This is a genomic window from Terrihabitans rhizophilus, from assembly GCF_033898525.1.
Classification (GTDB): domain Bacteria; phylum Pseudomonadota; class Alphaproteobacteria; order Rhizobiales; family Methylopilaceae; genus Flaviflagellibacter; species Flaviflagellibacter rhizophilus.
This window is the reverse complement of sequence record NZ_JAXAFJ010000006.1, coordinates 158,391-177,253: the sequence shown is the minus strand read 5'-3', so window position 1 is coordinate 177,253 and position 18,863 is coordinate 158,391. Positions and strand designations below refer to the sequence as shown.

Sequence of the window (18,863 nt, the reverse complement as noted above, 5' to 3'; positions counted from 1 at the left end):
TTCAACGCTCCGTCAGCTTCAACTCGATGCGCCGATTGCGGGCGTATGCCTCGTCGCTGTCCGCAGGGTCGAGCGGCTGGTGTTCGCCGAAGCCGGCGGCCACGAGTCTCTGCGGAGGCACACCACGGGACACCAGGTATTTAACCACCTCGATGGCGCGTGCCGAGGACAGCTCCCAGTTCGACGGGTAAAGCGCCGACCGCTGGGGGCGCTTGTCCGTGTGGCCGTCCACGCGCAGGACCCAGTTGATGTCCGAGGGTATCTCGCGCGTCAATTCGAGCAAGGCGTCAGCGAGCTTGCCCAATTGCTCGATCCCAGAAGCCGATACAAGCGCAGACCCGCCTTCGAAGAACACCTCCGACTGGAAGACGAAACGGTCGCCAACGACCCTAATCTCCGGCCGGTTGGCGAGGATCTCCCGCAGTCGCCCGAAGAAATCAGAACGATAGCGCGCAAGTTCCTGCACCCTTTGAGCGAGCGCGACATTCAACCGGGATCCGAGGTCGGCGATCCTGGCCTGGCTCTCTCGACCGCGCGATTCCGATGCCTCCAGCGCCTCTTCGAGCGCACCGATCTGGCGTCGAAGGGCGCCGATCTGCTGGTTCAAAAGTTCCACCTGCGCCAAGGCGCGACTTGAGATCTCTTTCTGCTGGCCAAGCTCGTCACCGAGCGCCTGAACACGGCCGCCAGCCTCCGCCGCCTGCCCTGCACCGGCACTTGCCGCGCCTCGCAACTGGTCGCGCTCTGCCTCCACGCCGGCAAGGCTTGATTGCAACGAGGTAAGCTCATCCTGAAGCGAGCGCTTGGAAGACCGTTCGAGAGCCAGGAACTGCGTCAGCTCGGCCAGTTGTGCGTTCAGTTGCTCCAGCGCGGTGTCCTTGCTCGACACCTGCTGTGACAGCACGAATTGCGCCACCACGAAGACGGACAATAGGAAGATGATGGCCATGAGCAAAGTCGACAGCGCGTCGACAAAGCCCGGCCAGTAGTCGATCTGGCGTTCCCGCCCCCGGCGCCTTGCCATCGGTCAGCCCATGCGATCGGTGCGATGGTCGTTGAAGAGGCGCTTCAAATCCTCGGTCTGCGCCGTTTGGCGCTCCATCCATTCCCTAATGAGAGCCTGCTCGGCGCGAAGGTGGTGGATCAGGCCCTGCACGCCGTCGGTCAGACGCCCGACACCTGCTCCGCCGCCATTGCTCGCGAGCATCTGGTTGAGCCGGTCGAGCGCCGCCGCGACGTCGGTGTTGCCGCCCGCCAGGTTTTCATCGTCGCTGCCGATGTGGGCATCCGCAACCGTGCCGGACAGCCAGTCTTCCAGTTCATTGTAGAACCGGTTCTGTGCCTGCCCCGCCTGCAGATCCAGGAAGCCGAGAACCAGCGAACCTGCGAGGCCGAAAAGCGAGGACGAGAACGCGATGCCCATGCCGGACAAAGGCTGGCTCAAGCCGCGCTTGAGATCCTCGAAGATCATGCCCGAATCGCCGCCGCCCTGCACCTGCAGGCCGCCGATGACGCCGCCAACGGACGAGACGGTCTCCAGCAGGCCCCAGAACGTCCCGAGCAGGCCGAGGAACACGAGGAGGCCCGTAAGGTAGCGGCCGATATCTCTGGCTTCGTCGAGACGATTGCCGAGCGAATCGAGGATGGACCGCAGCGTCATCGTGGATATGGAGGCGCGGCCGAGACGATTGCCGAGCAGTGACGCCATCGGCGCCAGCAGGACCGGCGCATCGCGCAAGGCAAGGCCGGGATCCGACACCCGGAAATCATTTACCCACCGGACTTCGGGAAAAAGCCGCACGACCTGGCGGAAGGAGAGCGCGATGCCGATGAACAGAACGCAGAAGATCAGGCCGTTAAGACCGGGATTGGCCATGAAGGCCTTCGCGATCTGCTTGTGCAGCATGAGCCCGACAAACGCCACGAGCAGCAAGAACACCACCATCCTGAGCAGGAAGATCCGTGGCGAAGACAGCTTGTAGGGATCGAATTCGGCAACGGACATGGGGGCGAGCTTCCCTCTTTGCGGCGCGACCTTAACGGACCGAGAGACGCAAAGAAACGAGCAATGCCCGCCCACGTCATGCACTTGCCCGGTGCGTGCCTTCGCAGGTCGGAACAAGTGGCACACTGATGGATTCAACCTGCAGGAACCAACCCAGGAGGCCGGCATGTCGGACGACAAGACCAAGAAGGGGCAACAGGATCGCGGCCGCGTGGCGGCGAATGAGGATTACGAGGTCCGATACTTCGCTGAGAAGAACGACATAGCCCAAGACGAAACCGTCGACCTCATCCACAAGGTCGGCAACCAGCGCGATGATCTCGAGAAAGCCGCGGAGAAGGTCAGGGCGAAGCATTAGGACAGCCCGATCGTTGCTACCTTGCCGCGCGGTGGCACCCTCCATATAGTCCGCCGCTCTTTTCAGGGGCAGACGAAGGAATCTCCGCATGGCGGATCAGGGGCGCCCTGTCGCCATCATCATGGGCAGCCAGTCAGACTGGTCCATCATGCAGCATGCCGCCGAGACGCTGGAAGCGCTCGGTGTCGGTCATGACGCCCGCATCGTGTCCGCTCATCGCACACCGGAGCGGCTGTACAGCTTCGCGAGAGGTGCCCGCGGCGATGGCTTCAAGGTCATCATCGCCGGCGCCGGTGGAGCGGCCCATCTGCCGGGTATGACGGCGTCGATGACACCCCTGCCCGTTCTCGGCGTCCCGGTGGAAAGCAAGGCGTTGTCCGGGATGGACAGCCTGCTCTCCATCGTGCAGATGCCGGCGGGAATTCCGGTGGGCACGCTTGCAATCGGTCGTGCCGGAGCCGTCAACGCGGCGCTGATGGCAGCAGCCATCCTTGCCCTGAACGATCCAGAACTCGCGATCCGCCTTGACGCGTGGCGTGACCGCCAGACCACCGCGATCGCGGAAGCCCCCATAGCCGAGGCCTGAAATGTCGCATCAACCGCTTCCGCCGGGTGCCACCATCGGTATCGTTGGTGGCGGACAGCTCGGGCGCATGCTGGCGCTCGACGCCGCACGTCTGGGGTTCCGGGTCCATGTCTATTGCCCCGACGGGGGCAGCCCCGCCTTTGCGGTGTCGGCTGCCCATGTTCAAGCCGCCTACGAGGATGAGGATGCCCTCGCGCGGTTCGCGCGCGACGTCGACGTCGTCACCTATGAATTCGAGAACGTGCCGAGCCGGACCGCCGAGGTCCTGGCGTCTCACAGGCCGCTTTTCCCCGGCGCCCGCGCGCTGCAGGTCGCGCAGGACAGGCTGGAGGAGAAGAACTTTCTCCGGCAACTTGGACTTCCCCTTGCCGATTTTGCCGCCGTGGACGGCCGCGGCGACCTCTCAGCCGCGGTGCAGCGGCTCGGCCGCCCGTCCGTCCTCAAGACGCGCCGCTTCGGCTATGACGGAAAGGGTCAGATCACGCTGAGAGACGACGTGCTTCTGGAGAACGCACTTGACGCCGTGAACCGGCAGCCGAGCGTGCTGGAAGCTTTCGTGCCCTTCGTCCGAGAGATTTCCGTGGTGGCCGCACGCGGTCAGGACGGCGCATTTGCGGCTTACGACGTGACGGAAAACCGCCATGCGAACCACATCCTGAACACCTCGACTGTTCCCGCCAACCTCTCCTCAGAGGCCTGCGTCGAAGCTCAGGCTATGGCACGAAGCATCGCCGACGCCCTCGGCTATGTCGGCGTGATCGGCGTCGAGATGTTCGTCGTGGAGGATGGCGGGCGCGAACGACTGCTTATCAACGAGATTGCGCCACGGGTTCACAACTCCGGTCACTGGACGCAGGACGGCGCGGAGACGAGCCAGTTCGAGCAGCACATTCGAGCGGTTGCCGGTTGGCCCCTGGGGTCCACGCAGCGCTTGGCGCGCACCCAGATGACAAACCTCATTGGAGACGACGTGTCCGCTTGGAGCAGTCTTGCCGCCGAACCGGGCGCCCGCCTGCACCTATATGGCAAAGCGGAAGCGCGACCCGGGCGGAAGATGGGACACGTCAACCGGCTCCTCCCGGGCAACTGAAAACCAGTTCCGCCAAGATGGACAAAGCGCGACTCGTCTGGTAGACGCACACCTCAATCAGGCAATTGGCTGCATCGGCGCTTGCGCGCGGTCCTTGCCCATACCGGAACAGATCAAGGAAAGTGGCCGCCCGTGCAGGTTCTCGTTCGCGACAACAACGTCGACCAGGCGCTTAAAGCGCTGAAGAAGAAGATGCAGCGTGAGGGCATCTTCCGTGAGATGAAGTTGCGTGGTCATTATGAGAAGCCTTCGGAGAAGAAGGCCCGCGAAAAGGCTGAAGCCGTGCGCCGTGCACGCAAGCTGGCTCGCAAGCGCGCGCAGCGCGAGGGTCTCATCCCGATGAAGAAGCCTGCTGCCCGCTGATCCCAGCAGGCAAGCAAGATCGTGCAGAAGCGCCCCGGCTCGCCGTGGGCGCTTTTCTCGTTCACGTCCTCATGCTGCCGCAATGAAGGCACAATGTAGGACAAGGGGAACACACAATATGCTGGATTCCGGTTCGCGCAGCGCTTTGCGGCAGGCCTTGGCTGTTTCTGGATGCGCCATCTTGTTGGCGGGCTGCGGTGCAGGATCTCGTGCCGTCACAGGCACCATCGACGCAGAAGCCGCGGCGAGCGCCCAGACAGATGTCGCCTCGCTGACCGCGGCTGTGCAGAGCAATCCGCAGAACGCGGAGGCCTATAACACACGCGGCTCTGCGCTCGCCCGTTCCGGCAAATACAAAGAAGCGATCGCTGACTTTACCACCGCGATCCAGCTCGATCCGGGTTTCGATCGTGCCTACACCAACCGTGCCCTTGCCCAGCATGCGTTGAAACAGGACCAGTTGGCCATCGCAGACTACGAGCGCGCCATGAGCGTCAATCCCGGCTCAGCCCAGGCATATATCGGCCGTGGCAATGTCTACCGGCAGGCCGGTCGGTTCCAGCAGGCGATGAACGACTATCAGCGCGCGCTGGAGATCGATCGCCAGAGCGCACAGGCCTATCATAACCGTGGACTGGTTCAGCAGGCACAGAACCAGCATGGACCGGCCATCGAGGACTTTACCCGCGCAATCGCGATAGACGCCTCCGCCCCACCTCCACACATTGCTCGGGCCGTCAGCTATCTTGCGACCAATGATCCGAAAGCGGCGCTCGAGGATCTCAACACGGCCCTCGCGACAGCGCCGAGCAACGCCGAAGCCTGGTTCACGCGCGGGCAGGCTTATGAGCAGTTGAACGACCAGAACAATGCGCGCGCGGCCTATGCCCGCGCGGTGCAGGTCTCTCCTCGTGATGAGAGAGCTCGAAGCGCCTTCAGCCGTGTCGGCGGTCAGGCCGGTGTCAGCTACAGCCTGACCAACTGACCGCGTGCCCACTGCCAGGAATGAGAAAGCCGCCCATCTGGGCGGCTTTTCTTTTTCAGCACGACCCAACGAGGTTGGTGTGGATGGGAATGCTCAGGCGCCCGCCGGGACACGACTCTCGCCTGATCTACCGATCGCCGGGCCCGCGCACGAAAAAGGGCGCCTTGCGGCGCCCTTTCTTAAGAACGAATGGTGGGATCAGGCCAGAGCCTTGAGGACCTGGTCCGTGATCTTCTTGGCATCCCCGAACAGCATCATCGTGTTCGGGCGGAAGAACAGTTCGTTCTCCACGCCGGCATAGCCGGAGCCCATGCCGCGCTTGATGAACAGAACCGTCTTGGCCTTCTCGACGTCGAGGATAGGCATGCCGTAGATCGACGAGGTGGGGTCGGTCTTTGCAGCCGGGTTCGTCACGTCATTGGCGCCGATCACGAAGGCCACGTCGGCCTGCGCGAACTCGCCATTGATGTCCTCAAGCTCGAACACGTCATCGTAGGGCACGTTGGCCTCCGCCAGCAGCACGTTCATGTGCCCCGGCATACGTCCCGCGACGGGATGGATCGCGTACTTGACGTCCACGCCTTCCTTCTTGAGCTCATCCACCATTTCACGAAGCGCATGCTGAGCCTGCGCCACCGCCATGCCGTAACCCGGCACGATGATGACCTTCTCGGCATTCTTCATGATGAAGGCCGCGTCGTCGGCCGACCCCTGCTTCACAGGGCGCGTCTCGACCACACCACCAGCCGCCGCGGTCTCGCCGCCGAAGCCGCCGAGGATCACGGAGATGAAGCTGCGGTTCATCGCCTTACACATGATGTAGGACAGGATGGCGCCCGAGGAGCCGACCAGCGCGCCCGTGATGATGAGCGCGAGGTTGCCCAGCGTGAAGCCAATGCCGGCAGCAGCCCAACCCGAATACGAGTTCAGCATGGACACCACGACGGGCATGTCCGCGCCACCGATCGGGATGATCAGCGTGACGCCGATGACCAGCGCCAGAAGGGCGATGATCCAGAACACGGCGTGGCTCTCGGTCGCCACGAACACGGCGATCAGCACCACAACCGCGACCGCGAGGGCGATGTTGATCAGGTGGCGCTGCGGCAGGATGATCGGCTTGCCGGACATGCGCCCGTCAAGCTTGAGGAAGGCGATCACGGACCCGGTGAAGGTCATGGCGCCGATAGCTGCACCGAGCGACATCTCCACGAGGCTGCTGCCATGGATCTCTCCGGGATTGCCGATGCCGAAAGCGGCAGGTGCATAGAGCGCACCGGCTGCGACGAGCACGGCCGCAAGTCCGACCAGTGAGTGGAAGGCCGCCACGAGCTGCGGCATGTCCGTCATGGCGATGCGCTTGGCGATCAGCGCACCGGCGCCGCCGCCGATGGCGATGCCGAGAATGATGAGGCCCCACGCCATGGCGTCTGCGGGGGGCGCGATGACCAGCGTGGTGACGATGGCGATTGCCATGCCGACCATGCCGAACATGTTGCCCTGCCGCGACGTCGTCGGGTGGGACAGGCCGCGGAGCGCCAGGATGAAGAGGACACCGGCGGCCAGATAAAGGAATTGCGCGAGATTGGTCACGCCCGTCAGCCCTTCTTCTTATACATTGCGAGCATGCGCTGCGTGACCAAGAAGCCGCCGAAAATGTTCACGGAGGCGAGGATCAGCGCGAAGAAGCCAAGCGCGCGTGCCCAGAGCGGACCGCTATCGACTTCGCTGAGATGAACGCCGGCAGAAAGAAGAGCGCCGACGACAATAACCGAGGAGATGGCGTTCGTGACGGCCATCAGCGGCGTGTGCAGCGCCGGGGTGACGCTCCAAACGACATAGTATCCAACGAAGATGGCCAGCAGGAAGATGGCGAACCGGAACACGAACGGATCGATGGCTCCGCCGGTCGCCGCATGAACGCCGGCTCCGACCGCGTCGCCTGCGACATCGGCATAGGCCTGCGCGGCATCGGCGGCAGCGCGTGCGGCATCGGCCGCTTCAGCGGCCCGTGCGGCGGCCTCGCTGGGCGTCAGCGCCTGTGCAAGAAGTTGAGGCTGCATCTATTTCAGGCCCCTTTGGACTGGAAATTGGGGTGAACGACCGCGCCGTCGCGCGTCAGGACGGAGGCTTTGATGATCTCGTCGTCCCAATTTACGGCAATGGCGCCGTCCTTGATCACGAGTTCGAGGAAAGCCAGGAGGTTCTTGGCATAGAGACCGGAGGCGCTGGCGGCGAGACGGCCGGCCATGTTGCCATAGCCGACGATCTTCACACCGTTATGGTCCACGATCTCGTTGGACTTCGCGCCCTCGACATTGCCGCCACGCTCGACGGCCAGATCGACGAGCACGGAGCCGCGCTTCATCGATTCCACCATCGCGGTGGTGACGAGCTTCGGCGCCGGGCGCCCGGGGATCAGGGCGGTGGTGATGACCACGTCCTGCTTGGCGATGTGGCTGGCCAGCAGTTCCGCCTGCTTGGCGCGGTATTCTGCCGACATCTCCTTGGCGTAGCCACCGGAGGTCTCGGCCTGCTTGAACTCCTCATCCTCGACCGCGATGAACTTCGCGCCGAGCGATTCGACCTGCTCCTTGGAGGCGGGCCGAACGTCAGTGGCCGTAACGATGGCACCGAGGCGCCGCGCAGTGGCGATAGCCTGGAGGCCCGCGACGCCCGCACCCATGACGAAGACGCGTGCAGCAGGAATAGTGCCTGCGGCGGTCATCATCATCGGGAACACGCGGCCATACTCAGAGGCCGCCTCGACCACGGCGCGATAGCCGGCGAGGTTCGCCTGCGAGGACAGCACGTCCATGACCTGGGCGCGCGTGATGCGGGGCACGAGTTCCATCGCGACGACGGAAGCCCGTGTACCGGCCAGCTTCTCGAGCTCGGCCTCGTTCCCGTAGGGATCGGCGATCGAGAGGACGACTGCGCCGGCAGTGATGCCCGCCAGTTGCTCGGTCGTCGGACGACGCACCGAGAGCACAACGTCCGCGCCGGCAACTGCCTCAGCTGCGGAAGAGATAACGGTGGCACCTGCGGTCTCGAAATCCGCATCACGAAGGCCCGAGCGGAGCCCGGCTCCGGCCTGGACGGCGACGTTTGCCCCCATGCCCGTGAGCTTCTTGATGGTTTCGGGCGTGGCGGAGACGCGACCCTCGTTCGGGTCCGTCTCGGCAAGAACGGCAATACGTAGTGTCATCAGACCAGCAGAGCCCACACGATCAACATGAGAACGAGGACGACAGAGCCGGGAACGGCACTGTCACGAGCGGCACCGACAATGCCGGCGATGGTTGACAGAACAAGGCTTACGCCGAGCCAGAAAGTACTGCCGGCGGTGCCGAAGATGGCGAGGCCGACGACCCAGGTCAGCACCAGGATCGTGCCGACCTTGGTGAGCTTCATGACGTTTGTGTACGTCGCTTCATGCTCGGCATAGTCATTGCCAGCCGCAGTGGCGTATTCCGTCCTGCCGTGTTCGGCCATGCCCATCTCCTGTGCGGATCGATTTGCGCTTGCGCCTTTAGCCGAAAGACGTGCTTTCGGCAACGTTCCGCGCCACAGAATCGCCATATGCCGCAGGCTCCGGAGAGAAGCCCCATCGCCTGGCATACATTATGCCGAAGCTGGCGATCCCTCCAAGAGATTTACTGCACGCAGGGCGGACTTCTGCCGCTCTTCCACGCCTTCTGGGGAAAACCCGGCGATCTCCTCATTGAAAAGCCGGTAGAAATTCAGCTCGGCCTTCAGGTGAAGAAACGCGCCGCCGAGACCTATGGCGGCTCGATCCATGAACACGAACTCCCGCGGGACTGTAACCGGCCCCTTCTCCTTCAGGGCCCGGTGAACGTGGAACGCCTGCTTGCGACCGAACTCTGTCGGAGAGACGCCCTCGCCGGCGATAGCCTGCACCTTGTCGGTCAGCAGCGGACCATAGATGAACCCGGCCCAGACATTGAGGATATCCACCAGTTCCTTCGACAGGTTCCGGAATCCCCAGGTCTCGTACGCATGCACGACACGCGCACCATCTCCCGTACGGAGACCGTGGTAGAGATCGACGACGCCGCCTACAAAGCGTGGCGGGAAGATGCGTATGCAGCCGTAATCCAGAAGATTGATTCCGGACGGTGCTCCGTCGCTCTCACGAACCGTGTAGTTGCCGAAATGCGGGTCGCCATGGATGACGCCGAAATGCGCGAAGGGATGCCACCAAGCTTTGAAGATGGCTGTGGCGAGGCCGTTGCGCTCCTCCTGGGTGCCGCCGCGGAAATCCATCAGGCGCCGACCATCCAGCCATTGCAGCGTCAGCAGGCGGCCCGTGGATAGCTCCGGTCGAACGGAGGGCACGCTGACCTCATCGACATCCGCGAGCATGTGAGCATAAAGCGCGGCGTGTTTTGCTTCGCGGCGATAGTCCAGCTCTTCGCGAACGCGGTCGCCGATCTCCTGCGCGATCTCACTGGTGTCGATTGCCTGATCCATGCGGCGGTGCAGGCCCAGCAGCATGCGAAGCTGTGCCAGATCGGCTTCGACGGCCGACGCCATCTCCGGGTATTGCAGCTTGCACGCCAGCCGCATTCCATCGTGAGCAACGGCTTGATGCACCTGCCCCAATGAGGCGGCAGCGCTTGGGTTGAGATCAAACTCCGCGAACTTGTCCCGCCAGTCGGCACCCAGTTCAGACATCATGCGGCGCCGCACGAATGCCGCACCCATGGGCGGCGCTTCGCTCTGAAGCTTCATCAGTTCCGCCGCGTACTCAGGCGGAACAGCGTCGGGGATGGTGGCCAGCAACTGGGCCACTTTCATCAGCGGGCCCTTCAGCCCACCCAGAGCTGCCGCAAGATCGGCCGCGCCACCTGCGGCTCGGGATTGCCCCAGCACGCGCGCCCCCGCCATCCTTGCGGCAACGCCGCCGATATTGGTGCCCACGCGGGCGTAGCGGGACAGGCGACTGCTGAGCCTGTTTCGTTCGAGATCGCTGTTGTCTGTCATTGGGTTCCCGTGCTGCAGGTCAGATAGGACGCCGCGTCACGGGAACAACCAGCAGACCGCCCTCCCCGGCGGCTCAGGCCTGTTCGAGTTCCTCAAGGTCGCTGATCATCCGCTCGATCAGCCCGAGGCCGGTCTGCCAGAAAGCCGGATCCCGAGCATCGAGGCCGAAAGGCGCCAACAGCTCCGAATGATGCTTGGTGCCGCCGGCAGCCAGGAGTTCGAAATATCGGTCGGCGAACCCGTCATGCGCGTTCTCGTAGACCGCATAGAGCGAGTTCACGAGGCAGTCACCGAAGGCATAAGCGTAGACATAGAACGGCGAGTGGATGAAGTGGCCGATATAGGTCCAGAACACTTCGTAGCCGGGGTTGAACCGGATCGCGGGCCCAAGGCTCTCGCCCTGCACGCTCATCCAGATTTCGTTGAGGCGATCGCTGGTGAGTTCGCCCTCCTCCCGCCGCGCGGTGTGGACGCGACGCTCGAAGGTGTAGAACGCGATCTGCCGAACCACGGTGTTCAGCATGTCCTCCACCTTGGAGGCCAGCAGCGCCTTCTTATGCACCGGGTCGGTGGTGCCTTCCAGGATCTTGCGGAAGGTCAGCATCTCCCCGAACACCGAGGCGGTCTCTGCGAGGGTAAGGGGCGTCGGCGCCATCAGTGGGCCGTTGTGAGCCGCCAACACCTGATGCACCCCATGGCCGAGTTCATGCGCCAGCGTCATCACGTCACGCGGCTTGCCGAGGTAGTTCACCAGCACATAAGGGTGCGCCGAGGGTGTCGTGGGGTGCGCGAACGCGCCGGGCGCCTTCCCGGGACGGGCGGGAGCATCGATCCAGTTCTTGTCAAAGAACTTCTGCGCGATATCCGCCATCTTCGGCGCGAACTCGCCATAGGCTGAGAGCACCGTTCCGCGCGCTTCCTCCCAGGAAATGGTGCGCTGCTCCACGCTGGGCAGCGGCGCGTTCCGGTCCCAGTGCTCCAGCACCTCTTTGCCGAACCATTTGGCCTTCAGCTTGTAGTAACGGTGCGACAGGCGCGGATACGCGTCCTGTACGGCCTGCACGAGCGCTTCGACCACTTCGCGCTCGACACGATTTGCGAGATGCCGCGAATCCGCGATGTCCTCGAACTTGCGCCAGCGGTCGGAGATCTCCTTGTCCTTCGCAAGCGTGTTGGTGATGAGCGTGAAGGTACGAAGATTTTGCTTGAACACTGCCGCAAGGGCTTCCGAGGCGTCCTTGCGGAGCGTCTCGTCGGTTTCCTGCATCAGGTTCAGCGTGCGCTCCAGTGGGAGCTTCTCGCCCCGCACATCGAACTCTAAACCGGCGATGGTCTCGTCGAAGAGGCGGTTCCAGGCGCCGCGGCCGGTCGTATAATTCTCGTGGAACAGTTGCTCGACCTGCGGCTCCAACTGGTGCGGGCGTTCTTTGCGCACATCTTCGAAGAAGGGGCGGTAGCGTGCGATGTCCCCGTCGGAAAGCGCTGCGTCGAGAACGGCATCGTCGATCCCGTTCAGTTCCAGTGTGAAGAAGATGAGGTGGGCCGAGGCGTCCGTCAGCTTCTCGGAGACATCGCCGTAGAACTTCGCGCGAGCCGGATCATTGGTGTTGCCGGCATAGACAAGGCCTGCATAGGAGCCGAGGCGCCCCATCAGGTCGTCGATAGCCTCGTAGGCCCGCACCGCCTCAAGCAGCGCCTGCCCGCCATTGGCTGCGAGTTCGCTGAGCCGCCCTTTGTACCTTCCCTCGAAAGAACGCGAATCGTCCGCCGCGCGCGCCAGATCGGCAACAAGTTCAGGCGCATCCATGGCAGTGTAGAGGTCCGCCAGGTTCCACTCCGGCAATGATCCAAGCTTGGGATCGGCAATCGCGGGTTCGGCGGCATCGAAAAGTGCGGAGGGCAGGTTCACGGCAAACCTCGGGGGATCGGTGTGGTTGCACACCATATCGCGTCGTCGTCCGCGATGATCAACCTCCCGTGACCAGAGGTTCCGGTAAGTATCTGTTTACCAAGCGGTTCCACCATGCAGGTGCCGCGATTCCGCAGTGGGCGCTGTGCCATCTGGGGCGGGTTCGTCGCCATTTCTTGTGGCGTAGTGGACACGACTTCACGGAAGACGCGCCCATCGTGCGCTTTCGCACGCCGACCCTCTGCCCAAAGGGGTGGTGGCGGGACTACATGATCAAGGTTGTTTGGAGAACTCAGATGCGCAGGTCCCGCACGCTCGCATGCCTCGTCACTGCGCTACTGTGTTCGGCCGCGCCCGTCGCAACCATGGCCCAGGACGGAACGGCTCCCGCTGAACCGGTCCTGATGCAGGCTCCGCCTCAGCCAGCGCAATCGACGCCGATCTCTCCGGACGCTTCCGTTCCGGCCGATGCGGTCGTTTCCGCTCCTGAAGGCCAAGGCGCCGCTGGAGCATCCTTGCCTCTTCCTCCACAGGCAGCCAACGAGCCTGCAGCAGAGGGACAACCTCAACTCGCCGCGCCGACCGAGCCCGCGGCCCCCGCCCCTGCGCAGATCACGCAGGGCGTTGAAACGCCTGCCGCGCCCGTCCCCACCTTCGAAACTGTTCTTGCCGGGCGCCTCTCCACGCAACGGGAGGATGCTGAACTTGCCGCCTTCTACGTCGAACGCGGCAACAAGCCGCTGTGGATCGAAAACGGCAAGTTGAGTTCGAAGGCTGCGGACATCGTAGCGCGGATTTCCCGAGCCGATGAAGATGGCTTGCAGGCCAGCAGCTTCGTCCTTCCGGACCCCGGCGGCACCGACACTTCGCTGGAAGCTGAGACCGCTGCCGAGGTCGCGTTGTCGCGGGCGGCGATCGCCTACGCCCGCGAGGCGGAGGGCGGGCGGATCGATCCGGCCCGTGTCAGCCCGTTGGTAACACCGGAGATCTCCCGCACTCCTGGACGTGACATCCTCGCGGCGCTTGCCGCAGATGCCGATCCAGCCGCACGGCTGGCAGCCTACAATCCCCCTCACCCGGGTTTTGCGGCGCTGAAGGCGCGCCTGGTCGAGCTACGTCGCGACCAGCAAGATGCCGACACCGGTCCGGCTCCCATTCCTCCCGGCCCTGTGCTGAAGCCCGGAATGTCGGACGAGCGCGTTCCGCTGCTGCGGGCGAAGTTCGCCCTGCCGGCAGCGGGAGACACGGTCTACGATCCGGCTCTCGTCGACGCGGTGAAGGCCTTCCAGAAGGGTGCCGGGCTCCGGCAGGACGGCCTCCTGGGCGCGCGCTCACTCGCCCTTCTCAACGGAGAGGCATCGAGCCCTGAGGACGAGATCAAGCTGGTGCTCGTCAACATGGAGCGCTGGCGTTGGCTGCCGCGGGACCTCGGCAGCACGCATGTCATGGTGAACGTGCCTGAATACATGGCGCGCATCACCCGAGAGAATGCGGTGGTGCATGAGACGCGGGTCATCGTCGGCAAGCCTATCCACCAGACGCCGATCTTCTCTCACCAGATGCAGTTCATCATCGTCAATCCGGCATGGAACGTCCCCTCCTCCATTGCCACTAAGGAGATGCTGCCGAACCTTCTGCGGGATCCGACCTACCTTGCGCGTCAGGGGATGGAAGTGCTCGACACCAGCGGCCGTAAGCCTGTCGTTATCGACTCCACCTCGGTGGACTGGTCGCGCGTCAACATGAACCGCATCCGCATTCGCCAGCCTCCGGGCGAGCGGAACGCGCTGGGGCACATCAAGTTCATGTTCCCGAACAAGCATGCGGTATACCTGCACGACACCCCAAGCCGCGGCCTGTTCGCCAACGCCCAGCGCGCCTACTCGCACGGCTGCGTCCGCGTGCAGGATCCTTTCGCCCTTGCCGACGTGCTGCTGGAAGGATCGAACTGGAACGCTGACAAGATGAAGAAGCTCATCGGCCAGAAGGGCGAGCGCCGCATCAACCTGGCCCACAATGTGCCGATCCACATCGTCTACTTCACGGCCGAACTGGCGGCAGACGGACGATTGGTGAAGCGCGCCGATATCTATGGGCATGATCGCCGCATGGCCGCGCTGATGGGCCTGAACGGCCAGGCTCAGGCCTCCGTTCGCGGACGCTAAAATATCTTGGCTGAGGATTTCCGATCACATTTCTTGTGATCGGTCCCCTTTTTTGCCATGTTTGGGGCCGACATCGGGAGGTGCGGATCGAGGCGGCTGACACTGCTAAGGCGGTGTTAACCATCCTCATAGACGATACGTCACCTGATATCGCCTCCAACGAGGCTTAGGCCGGGATAAAGCTCTGGTGCAGACGCCTTCAGCCGCTTATCGATTCGTCCGCCGGGTGCGCAAGCTCGGCAGCAGCCTCGCCATCGCCGGCATCGTTGTCGCTGCAGGCGTCGAGGGTACGCAGACTGCGGTCGCCAACGGCGATACGCGGACGCTGAGCTTCTACCACACACATTCCAAGGAACGTCTGACGGTCACGTTCAAGAAGAACGGCCGCTACGACCCCGCTGCCCTTAAGCAGCTGAACTATTTCCTTCGCGACTGGCGCAACCAGAAGCAGACGAATATGGACCCCCGCCTCTTCGACGTGGTGTGGGAGGTCTATAAGGACGCAGGCGCCCGGAGCGACGTTCAGATCATCTCGTCCTACCGCTCGCCTGAGACCAATGAGGGCCTGCGCTCCCGCAGCTCAGGCGTGGCCAAGCACAGCCAGCATACCCTCGGCAAAGCCATGGACATTCATGTCGGCGGCATCCCGATGAGCAAGATCCGCGAAGCGGGTCTTCGCCTGCAGCGTGGCGGCGTCGGCTTCTATCCCACCTCGGGCCTGCCGTTCGTCCATCTCGACGTGGGCACGGTTCGGCATTGGCCGCGCATGTCTCGCCAGGAACTGGCGCGCGTGTTCCCCGATGGCCGCACCGTCCACATCCCGAGCGACGGCAAGCCGATGAAGAATTACGAAACGGCTTTGGCTGACGCGCGCCGCAGTGGCTCTGCCGTCAAGGGGCAGCCTGCTCCGTCCCAGCAGCCCATCATGATGGCTTCGGCGGGTAGCACGGGTGGCAATCTGATCAGCCGCCTGCTCGGCAATGACGACGAAGAAGATACGGCTCCAGCCGCGCCAGTGGCTGTAAAGCAGCCCGAACGGGCCGTGGCAGCAGCAAAGCCGCAGACAACGCCAGCCCAACCGACGCAGCAGCAGCCTGAACCGCGCGCTGCCGCTGTTGCGATTGCACAGGCCATCCCGGTGCCGCAGGCCCGCCCGAGCCTTGGCTATGCATCCGAGCCTGCCGCTGCAGCTGCTCCGCAGATGGCGTGGTCGCGTGGTCCTGATGCGAACGCCGCGCGTGCCGAAGCCGTTCGCGAGATGGCTGCGGCTGCCAGTGCGAGCACGACGACTACACCGGCACCGGCCCTGCCGATGCCGCGCCCGCAGGTCCCGGTCGCTAGCGCGCCTGCGACAGTGCTGGCCTCGGTCACACCCGTTGCGCCGCCAGTGCCTGAGATCCGGCCGCAGGCTCCTGTCACGGCGTCTCTCGGCCTCAGCAGCACCGAAGCCGCATCACGCTTAATCGCAAGCGCTGTGCGCCGGATGGCGGGCGTTCAGACGGAGGGTCGTGCGTCGGCACCGGCGGCAACACCCGTCGCAACTGCTGCCCTGGCGCCGGTTGAGCGCACTGCCAAGGTGGAAGCAGCTGAAGACATCGCCGTCGTTGCGGTCTCGCGTGAGCGGGCCGTTCGTGATGGTGCGGTGCAGTTGGCTGCCCCGCAGCCCGCGGCGGTCGAAGGTCTGATCGCAGCGCCGAAGGCCATCATCCCGGTCAAGTTCGGAGCCAATCCGACGGCCGGTCTCCGCAGCGATGCCTTTGCCGGAGCATCCATCGTTCCGGTGCGGACGGAGAGGTTTGCATCCACCGCGCCCCGCGCGGCCACGATAGTGGATGTGGACAGGCGCGGCTGAACCGCGTCTGTCTGATGATCATGTAATCTGAGGTGCGCCGGCCTAGGCCGGCATGCCCAGGGCGCTGAGATAGAGCTCCAGGATCGCGTCCTGCTCCTCGCGCTCCGCCGCGTCCTGCTTGCGGATCGAAATCACCTTGCGCAGAACCTTCGTGTCGAAGCCGTTGCCCTTGGCTTCGGCATAGACCTCCTTGATGTCATCGGAGATCCCCTTCTTCTCTTCCTCAAGCCGCTCGATGCGCTCGATGATGGAGAGGAGTTGATCCTTGGCGACGTCGGAAGCGGACATTTCGATGACCTCAGGGCAAACGCATGAACAGGTGCGTCTTTGAGACGTTTACCCTAAGCCACGTCAAGCGCCGGACCGTTCTTAACGCGCAACCTGTGGAAAGCGGGCACTACTGGCCAGCTCAATGACTTCCCCGAAGGTCGAATGCCTTCTGCTGTTCCAGCGTCGCTTCAGGCTGGTGGCGCGACTTCCATTCCTCGTAGCTCATCCCGTAGACGATCTCACGGCTGTCATCCTTGGACATCGCCAAGCCTCGCTCCTCGGCCGCGTCCTTAATCCAGTTTGACAAACAATTCCGGCAGAAGCCCGCCAGGTTCATCATGTCGATGTTCTGGACCTCGGGCCGCTCGCGCAGGTGGGCAACGAGACGACGGAAGGCTGCCGCTTCCAGCTCCGTCATGGTGTTGGCATCGATCTCGGTCATGTCGGCTCCTCAGTTCAGCGCCGGATCGGCGGATCCATATCGGCCCGTGATCCCCACTGCTCGATCTTGTGGATGTCAGGTTGGCGGATCAGCGGCGCAAGAGCCGTTGCAAGGCGATTGGCCCACGCGCCTGCTCCGAAATCATCCGAGATCAGGTCCTGCCGAACCTCGATGAGGGCGTGCGGTAGCCCTCGTTTCGTGCCGTGGCGGTACAGCGTGTCGTTTTCGAGTGCGCCGTCATAAGGCTCGTTGTCGCCAATCTCGAATTTTCCGTCCTGCCTCAGCGAGTCGATCAGAGGGCACGCCAGGCGAGGATCGCGGTCCCAAAGCACGGCGGCATGCCAGGGTCGTGGTTCGGTTTTCCAGACGGGCGTGAAGCTGTGTACGGCAATGATCGCCGGCGCCTGATCCGCCGCAGCCATAATGTCCAAATGACGCGCTATGGCCTCGTGATACGGGGCGTGGAAATGCGCAATGCGTTGCGCAATGCCCTCGGCACCGATGCGGGCATTGCCGGGGATCACGGCACCATCCGAGAGGCGCATCACCAGAGTGGGATCATCCGGTCCGCGATTGGGATCGATGAGCAGGCGCGAAAAACCTGAGAAAATCGCCGTGGCACCGAGCAGCCTCGCAAGCTCCCGCGTAACCGCTGCCGCTCCGATGTCGTAGGCGATGTGCCGTTGGAACTGTTCCAACGGGAGCCCGAGATGCCCGAATTCGGCAGGTACGGCATTGGTGGCATGATCGCACAGCAGAAGAACGTCGCTGGACGCGCCCGGCACGATTTCGACCGGGGCGCGGTATGGTTCAGGCATTGGCTCGTCAGGCATAGGCGCAGCATAGTGACGGCGCGCCGCTCCTGCCATAGGAAGCGCCATGTCTCTCCCGCCCCACGAGAAATCTCCTGCATCCTCGGCTGCGCTGGCCGCGCTCGTGGCCGGCGCCGTCGCGATGGGTGCATCACCCATCCTGGTGCGTCTTGCGGAGGTCGGCCCTTTCGCAAGCGCCTTCTGGAGGGTGTCGCTTGCGCTTCCGGTGCTGTGGGCCTGGGCCAGACTGGAAGCGCGCGGCAGGCCGAAGACCGAGAGCAGGCCCGTGAGCCGGGCTGCATTGCTGGCGGGGGCGCTGTTCGCAGGCGACCTCTTCTTCTGGCACCTCGCGGTCACCCACACCACAGTGGCCAACGCCACCTTCTTCGCCACCACGGCACCGGTCTGGGTTGTCCTCGCAGCCTGGCTGATGCGCAGCGAGCATGTGGGGCGGCGGACCTTGGGCGGACTTGGCTTGGCCGTACTGGGCGGAAGCATGCTCGTGGCCGAGAGCATGGAGGTGGATCCGTCCCGGATCAGCGGCGATATCTTCGGCCTCACCACCGCGATCTTTTTCGGCGGGTACTTTCTGGCCGTGCGGGCGGCGCGGCAAGAAGAAGGGCCGGCCCGGATTACTTTTGTCGCATCAATCGTGACGGCGCTGATCCTGGGTGCGATCGCGTTCATGCTGGAGCCGACTTTTATACCCGCCAGCGGCACTGGTGTGGGCGCCCTCGTCGGACTTGCTCTGGTCAGCCATGCCGCCGGCCAAGGCCTTCTCGCCTATGCGCTGGGCCATCTGCCGGCGGTGTTCTCGTCACTCGTGATCTTTCTCGAGGCGATCGCGGCTGCGGCCCTGGGTGTCCTCGTTCTGGGCGAGATGCTCTCCACCCTGCAGATCGCCGGCGGCGTGTTGATACTCGCAGCCGTAATGATCGCCCGCCCGTCCTCGTCCGCAGCGGGTTAGCCGCCGTCTTGCTGCCGCTTTTATCGCGCTGTTGTCCTTTGGTGAGAGCCGC

At 63.7% G+C, this 18,863-nt stretch carries 19 protein-coding genes; 8 read left to right on the top strand and 11 right to left on the bottom strand.

Going from position 1 to position 18,863, the window contains the following annotated elements; all coding sequences use genetic code 11:
• Window position 1: 1 nt before the first annotated feature.
• Together SCD90_RS11480 and SCD90_RS11475 are read right to left on the bottom strand one after the other, a co-directional pair.
• Complete coding sequence (locus SCD90_RS11480; protein WP_319844816.1) at window positions 2-1,024, bottom strand: peptidoglycan -binding protein; 1,023 nt, start codon at window positions 1,022-1,024, stop codon at window positions 2-4.
• A 3-nt stretch (window positions 1,025-1,027) separates the two neighbouring features.
• Window positions 1,028-2,005: a flagellar motor protein MotA gene (locus SCD90_RS11475; RefSeq protein WP_319844815.1), complete on the bottom strand. Its 978-nt coding sequence runs from the start codon at window positions 2,003-2,005 to the stop codon at window positions 1,028-1,030.
• Between the two features lie 166 nt (window positions 2,006-2,171).
• Here SCD90_RS11475 and SCD90_RS11470 point away from each other — a divergent pair, with 166 nt between their 5' ends.
• The 5 genes from SCD90_RS11470 (at window position 2,172) to SCD90_RS11450 (ending at window position 5,387) form a co-directional block, all read left to right on the top strand.
• Complete coding sequence (locus tag SCD90_RS11470) at window positions 2,172-2,363, top strand: DUF3606 domain-containing protein (protein WP_319844814.1); 192 nt, start codon at window positions 2,172-2,174, stop codon at window positions 2,361-2,363.
• 88 nt (window positions 2,364-2,451) lie between these two features.
• Entirely contained in the window at window positions 2,452-2,949 is a 498-nt protein-coding gene (gene purE, locus SCD90_RS11465) for a 5-(carboxyamino)imidazole ribonucleotide mutase (protein ID WP_319844813.1), read from the top strand.
• A gap of 1 nt (window position 2,950) precedes the next feature.
• Window positions 2,951-4,039 (top strand): 5-(carboxyamino)imidazole ribonucleotide synthase, encoded by a 1,089-nt coding sequence (locus SCD90_RS11460; protein WP_319844812.1) that lies wholly within the window; start codon window positions 2,951-2,953, stop codon window positions 4,037-4,039.
• Between the two features lie 132 nt (window positions 4,040-4,171).
• Window positions 4,172-4,402, top strand: coding sequence for a 30S ribosomal protein S21 (gene rpsU, locus SCD90_RS11455; RefSeq protein ID WP_114958714.1), 231 nt, complete (start codon window positions 4,172-4,174; stop codon window positions 4,400-4,402).
• Between the two features lie 118 nt (window positions 4,403-4,520).
• Complete coding sequence (locus SCD90_RS11450) at window positions 4,521-5,387, top strand: tetratricopeptide repeat protein (protein ID WP_319844811.1); 867 nt, start codon at window positions 4,521-4,523, stop codon at window positions 5,385-5,387.
• Window positions 5,388-5,585: 198 nt separating this feature from the next.
• Here SCD90_RS11450 and SCD90_RS11445 read toward each other — a convergent pair whose 3' ends face one another.
• From SCD90_RS11445 to SCD90_RS11420, 6 genes are all read right to left on the bottom strand, one after another.
• Entirely contained in the window at window positions 5,586-6,980 is a 1,395-nt protein-coding gene (locus tag SCD90_RS11445) for an NAD(P)(+) transhydrogenase (Re/Si-specific) subunit beta (protein WP_319844810.1), read from the bottom strand.
• Window positions 6,981-6,985: 5 nt separating this feature from the next.
• Window positions 6,986-7,450 carry a proton-translocating transhydrogenase family protein gene (locus SCD90_RS11440; protein WP_319844809.1) on the bottom strand — a complete coding sequence of 155 codons (465 nt, stop codon included), beginning with the start codon at window positions 7,448-7,450 and terminating at the stop codon, window positions 6,986-6,988.
• A gap of 5 nt (window positions 7,451-7,455) precedes the next feature.
• Window positions 7,456-8,595: a Re/Si-specific NAD(P)(+) transhydrogenase subunit alpha gene (locus tag SCD90_RS11435; RefSeq protein ID WP_319844808.1), complete on the bottom strand. Its 1,140-nt coding sequence runs from the start codon at window positions 8,593-8,595 to the stop codon at window positions 7,456-7,458.
• Complete coding sequence (locus SCD90_RS11430; RefSeq protein ID WP_319844807.1) at window positions 8,595-8,882, bottom strand: aa3-type cytochrome c oxidase subunit IV; 288 nt, start codon at window positions 8,880-8,882, stop codon at window positions 8,595-8,597. Before SCD90_RS11430 ends, SCD90_RS11435 begins: the two co-directional genes overlap by 1 nt.
• A 129-nt stretch (window positions 8,883-9,011) precedes the next feature.
• The gene (locus SCD90_RS11425) at window positions 9,012-10,394 is read right to left on the bottom strand and encodes an ABC1 kinase family protein (protein WP_319844806.1); all 1,383 of its coding nucleotides are present in this window, start codon (window positions 10,392-10,394) and stop codon (window positions 9,012-9,014) included.
• A gap of 73 nt (window positions 10,395-10,467) precedes the next feature.
• The gene (locus tag SCD90_RS11420; RefSeq protein WP_319844805.1) at window positions 10,468-12,339 is read right to left on the bottom strand and encodes a M3 family oligoendopeptidase; all 1,872 of its coding nucleotides are present in this window, start codon (window positions 12,337-12,339) and stop codon (window positions 10,468-10,470) included.
• 479 nt (window positions 12,340-12,818) lie between these two features.
• Between SCD90_RS11420 and SCD90_RS11415 the strand changes: the two genes are divergently transcribed.
• The gene (locus SCD90_RS11415) at window positions 12,819-14,468 is read left to right on the top strand and encodes a L,D-transpeptidase family protein (protein WP_319844804.1); all 1,650 of its coding nucleotides are present in this window, start codon (window positions 12,819-12,821) and stop codon (window positions 14,466-14,468) included.
• Window positions 14,469-14,655: 187 nt separating this feature from the next.
• Window positions 14,656-16,320, top strand: a complete 1,665-nt coding sequence (locus SCD90_RS11410) for a peptidoglycan L,D-endopeptidase MepK (protein WP_319844803.1) — start codon at window positions 14,656-14,658, stop codon at window positions 16,318-16,320.
• A gap of 42 nt (window positions 16,321-16,362) precedes the next feature.
• On the opposite strand, the gene SCD90_RS11405 is transcribed toward SCD90_RS11410, so the two are convergent.
• From SCD90_RS11405 to SCD90_RS11395, 3 genes are all read right to left on the bottom strand, one after another.
• Window positions 16,363-16,608, bottom strand: coding sequence for a DUF2312 domain-containing protein (locus SCD90_RS11405; protein ID WP_319844802.1), 246 nt, complete (start codon window positions 16,606-16,608; stop codon window positions 16,363-16,365).
• Window positions 16,609-16,729: 121 nt separating this feature from the next.
• Window positions 16,730-17,032 carry a DUF1244 domain-containing protein gene (locus tag SCD90_RS11400; protein ID WP_319844801.1) on the bottom strand — a complete coding sequence of 101 codons (303 nt, stop codon included), beginning with the start codon at window positions 17,030-17,032 and terminating at the stop codon, window positions 16,730-16,732.
• Window positions 17,033-17,046: 14 nt separating this feature from the next.
• The gene (locus SCD90_RS11395; protein ID WP_319844800.1) at window positions 17,047-17,850 is read right to left on the bottom strand and encodes an N-formylglutamate amidohydrolase; all 804 of its coding nucleotides are present in this window, start codon (window positions 17,848-17,850) and stop codon (window positions 17,047-17,049) included.
• A gap of 61 nt (window positions 17,851-17,911) precedes the next feature.
• Between SCD90_RS11395 and SCD90_RS11390 the strand changes: the two genes are divergently transcribed.
• On the top strand, window positions 17,912-18,811 hold the full coding sequence (locus SCD90_RS11390; protein ID WP_319844799.1) for a DMT family transporter: 900 nt from the start codon (window positions 17,912-17,914) through the stop codon (window positions 18,809-18,811).
• The last annotated feature ends 52 nt before the right edge of the window (window positions 18,812-18,863 follow it).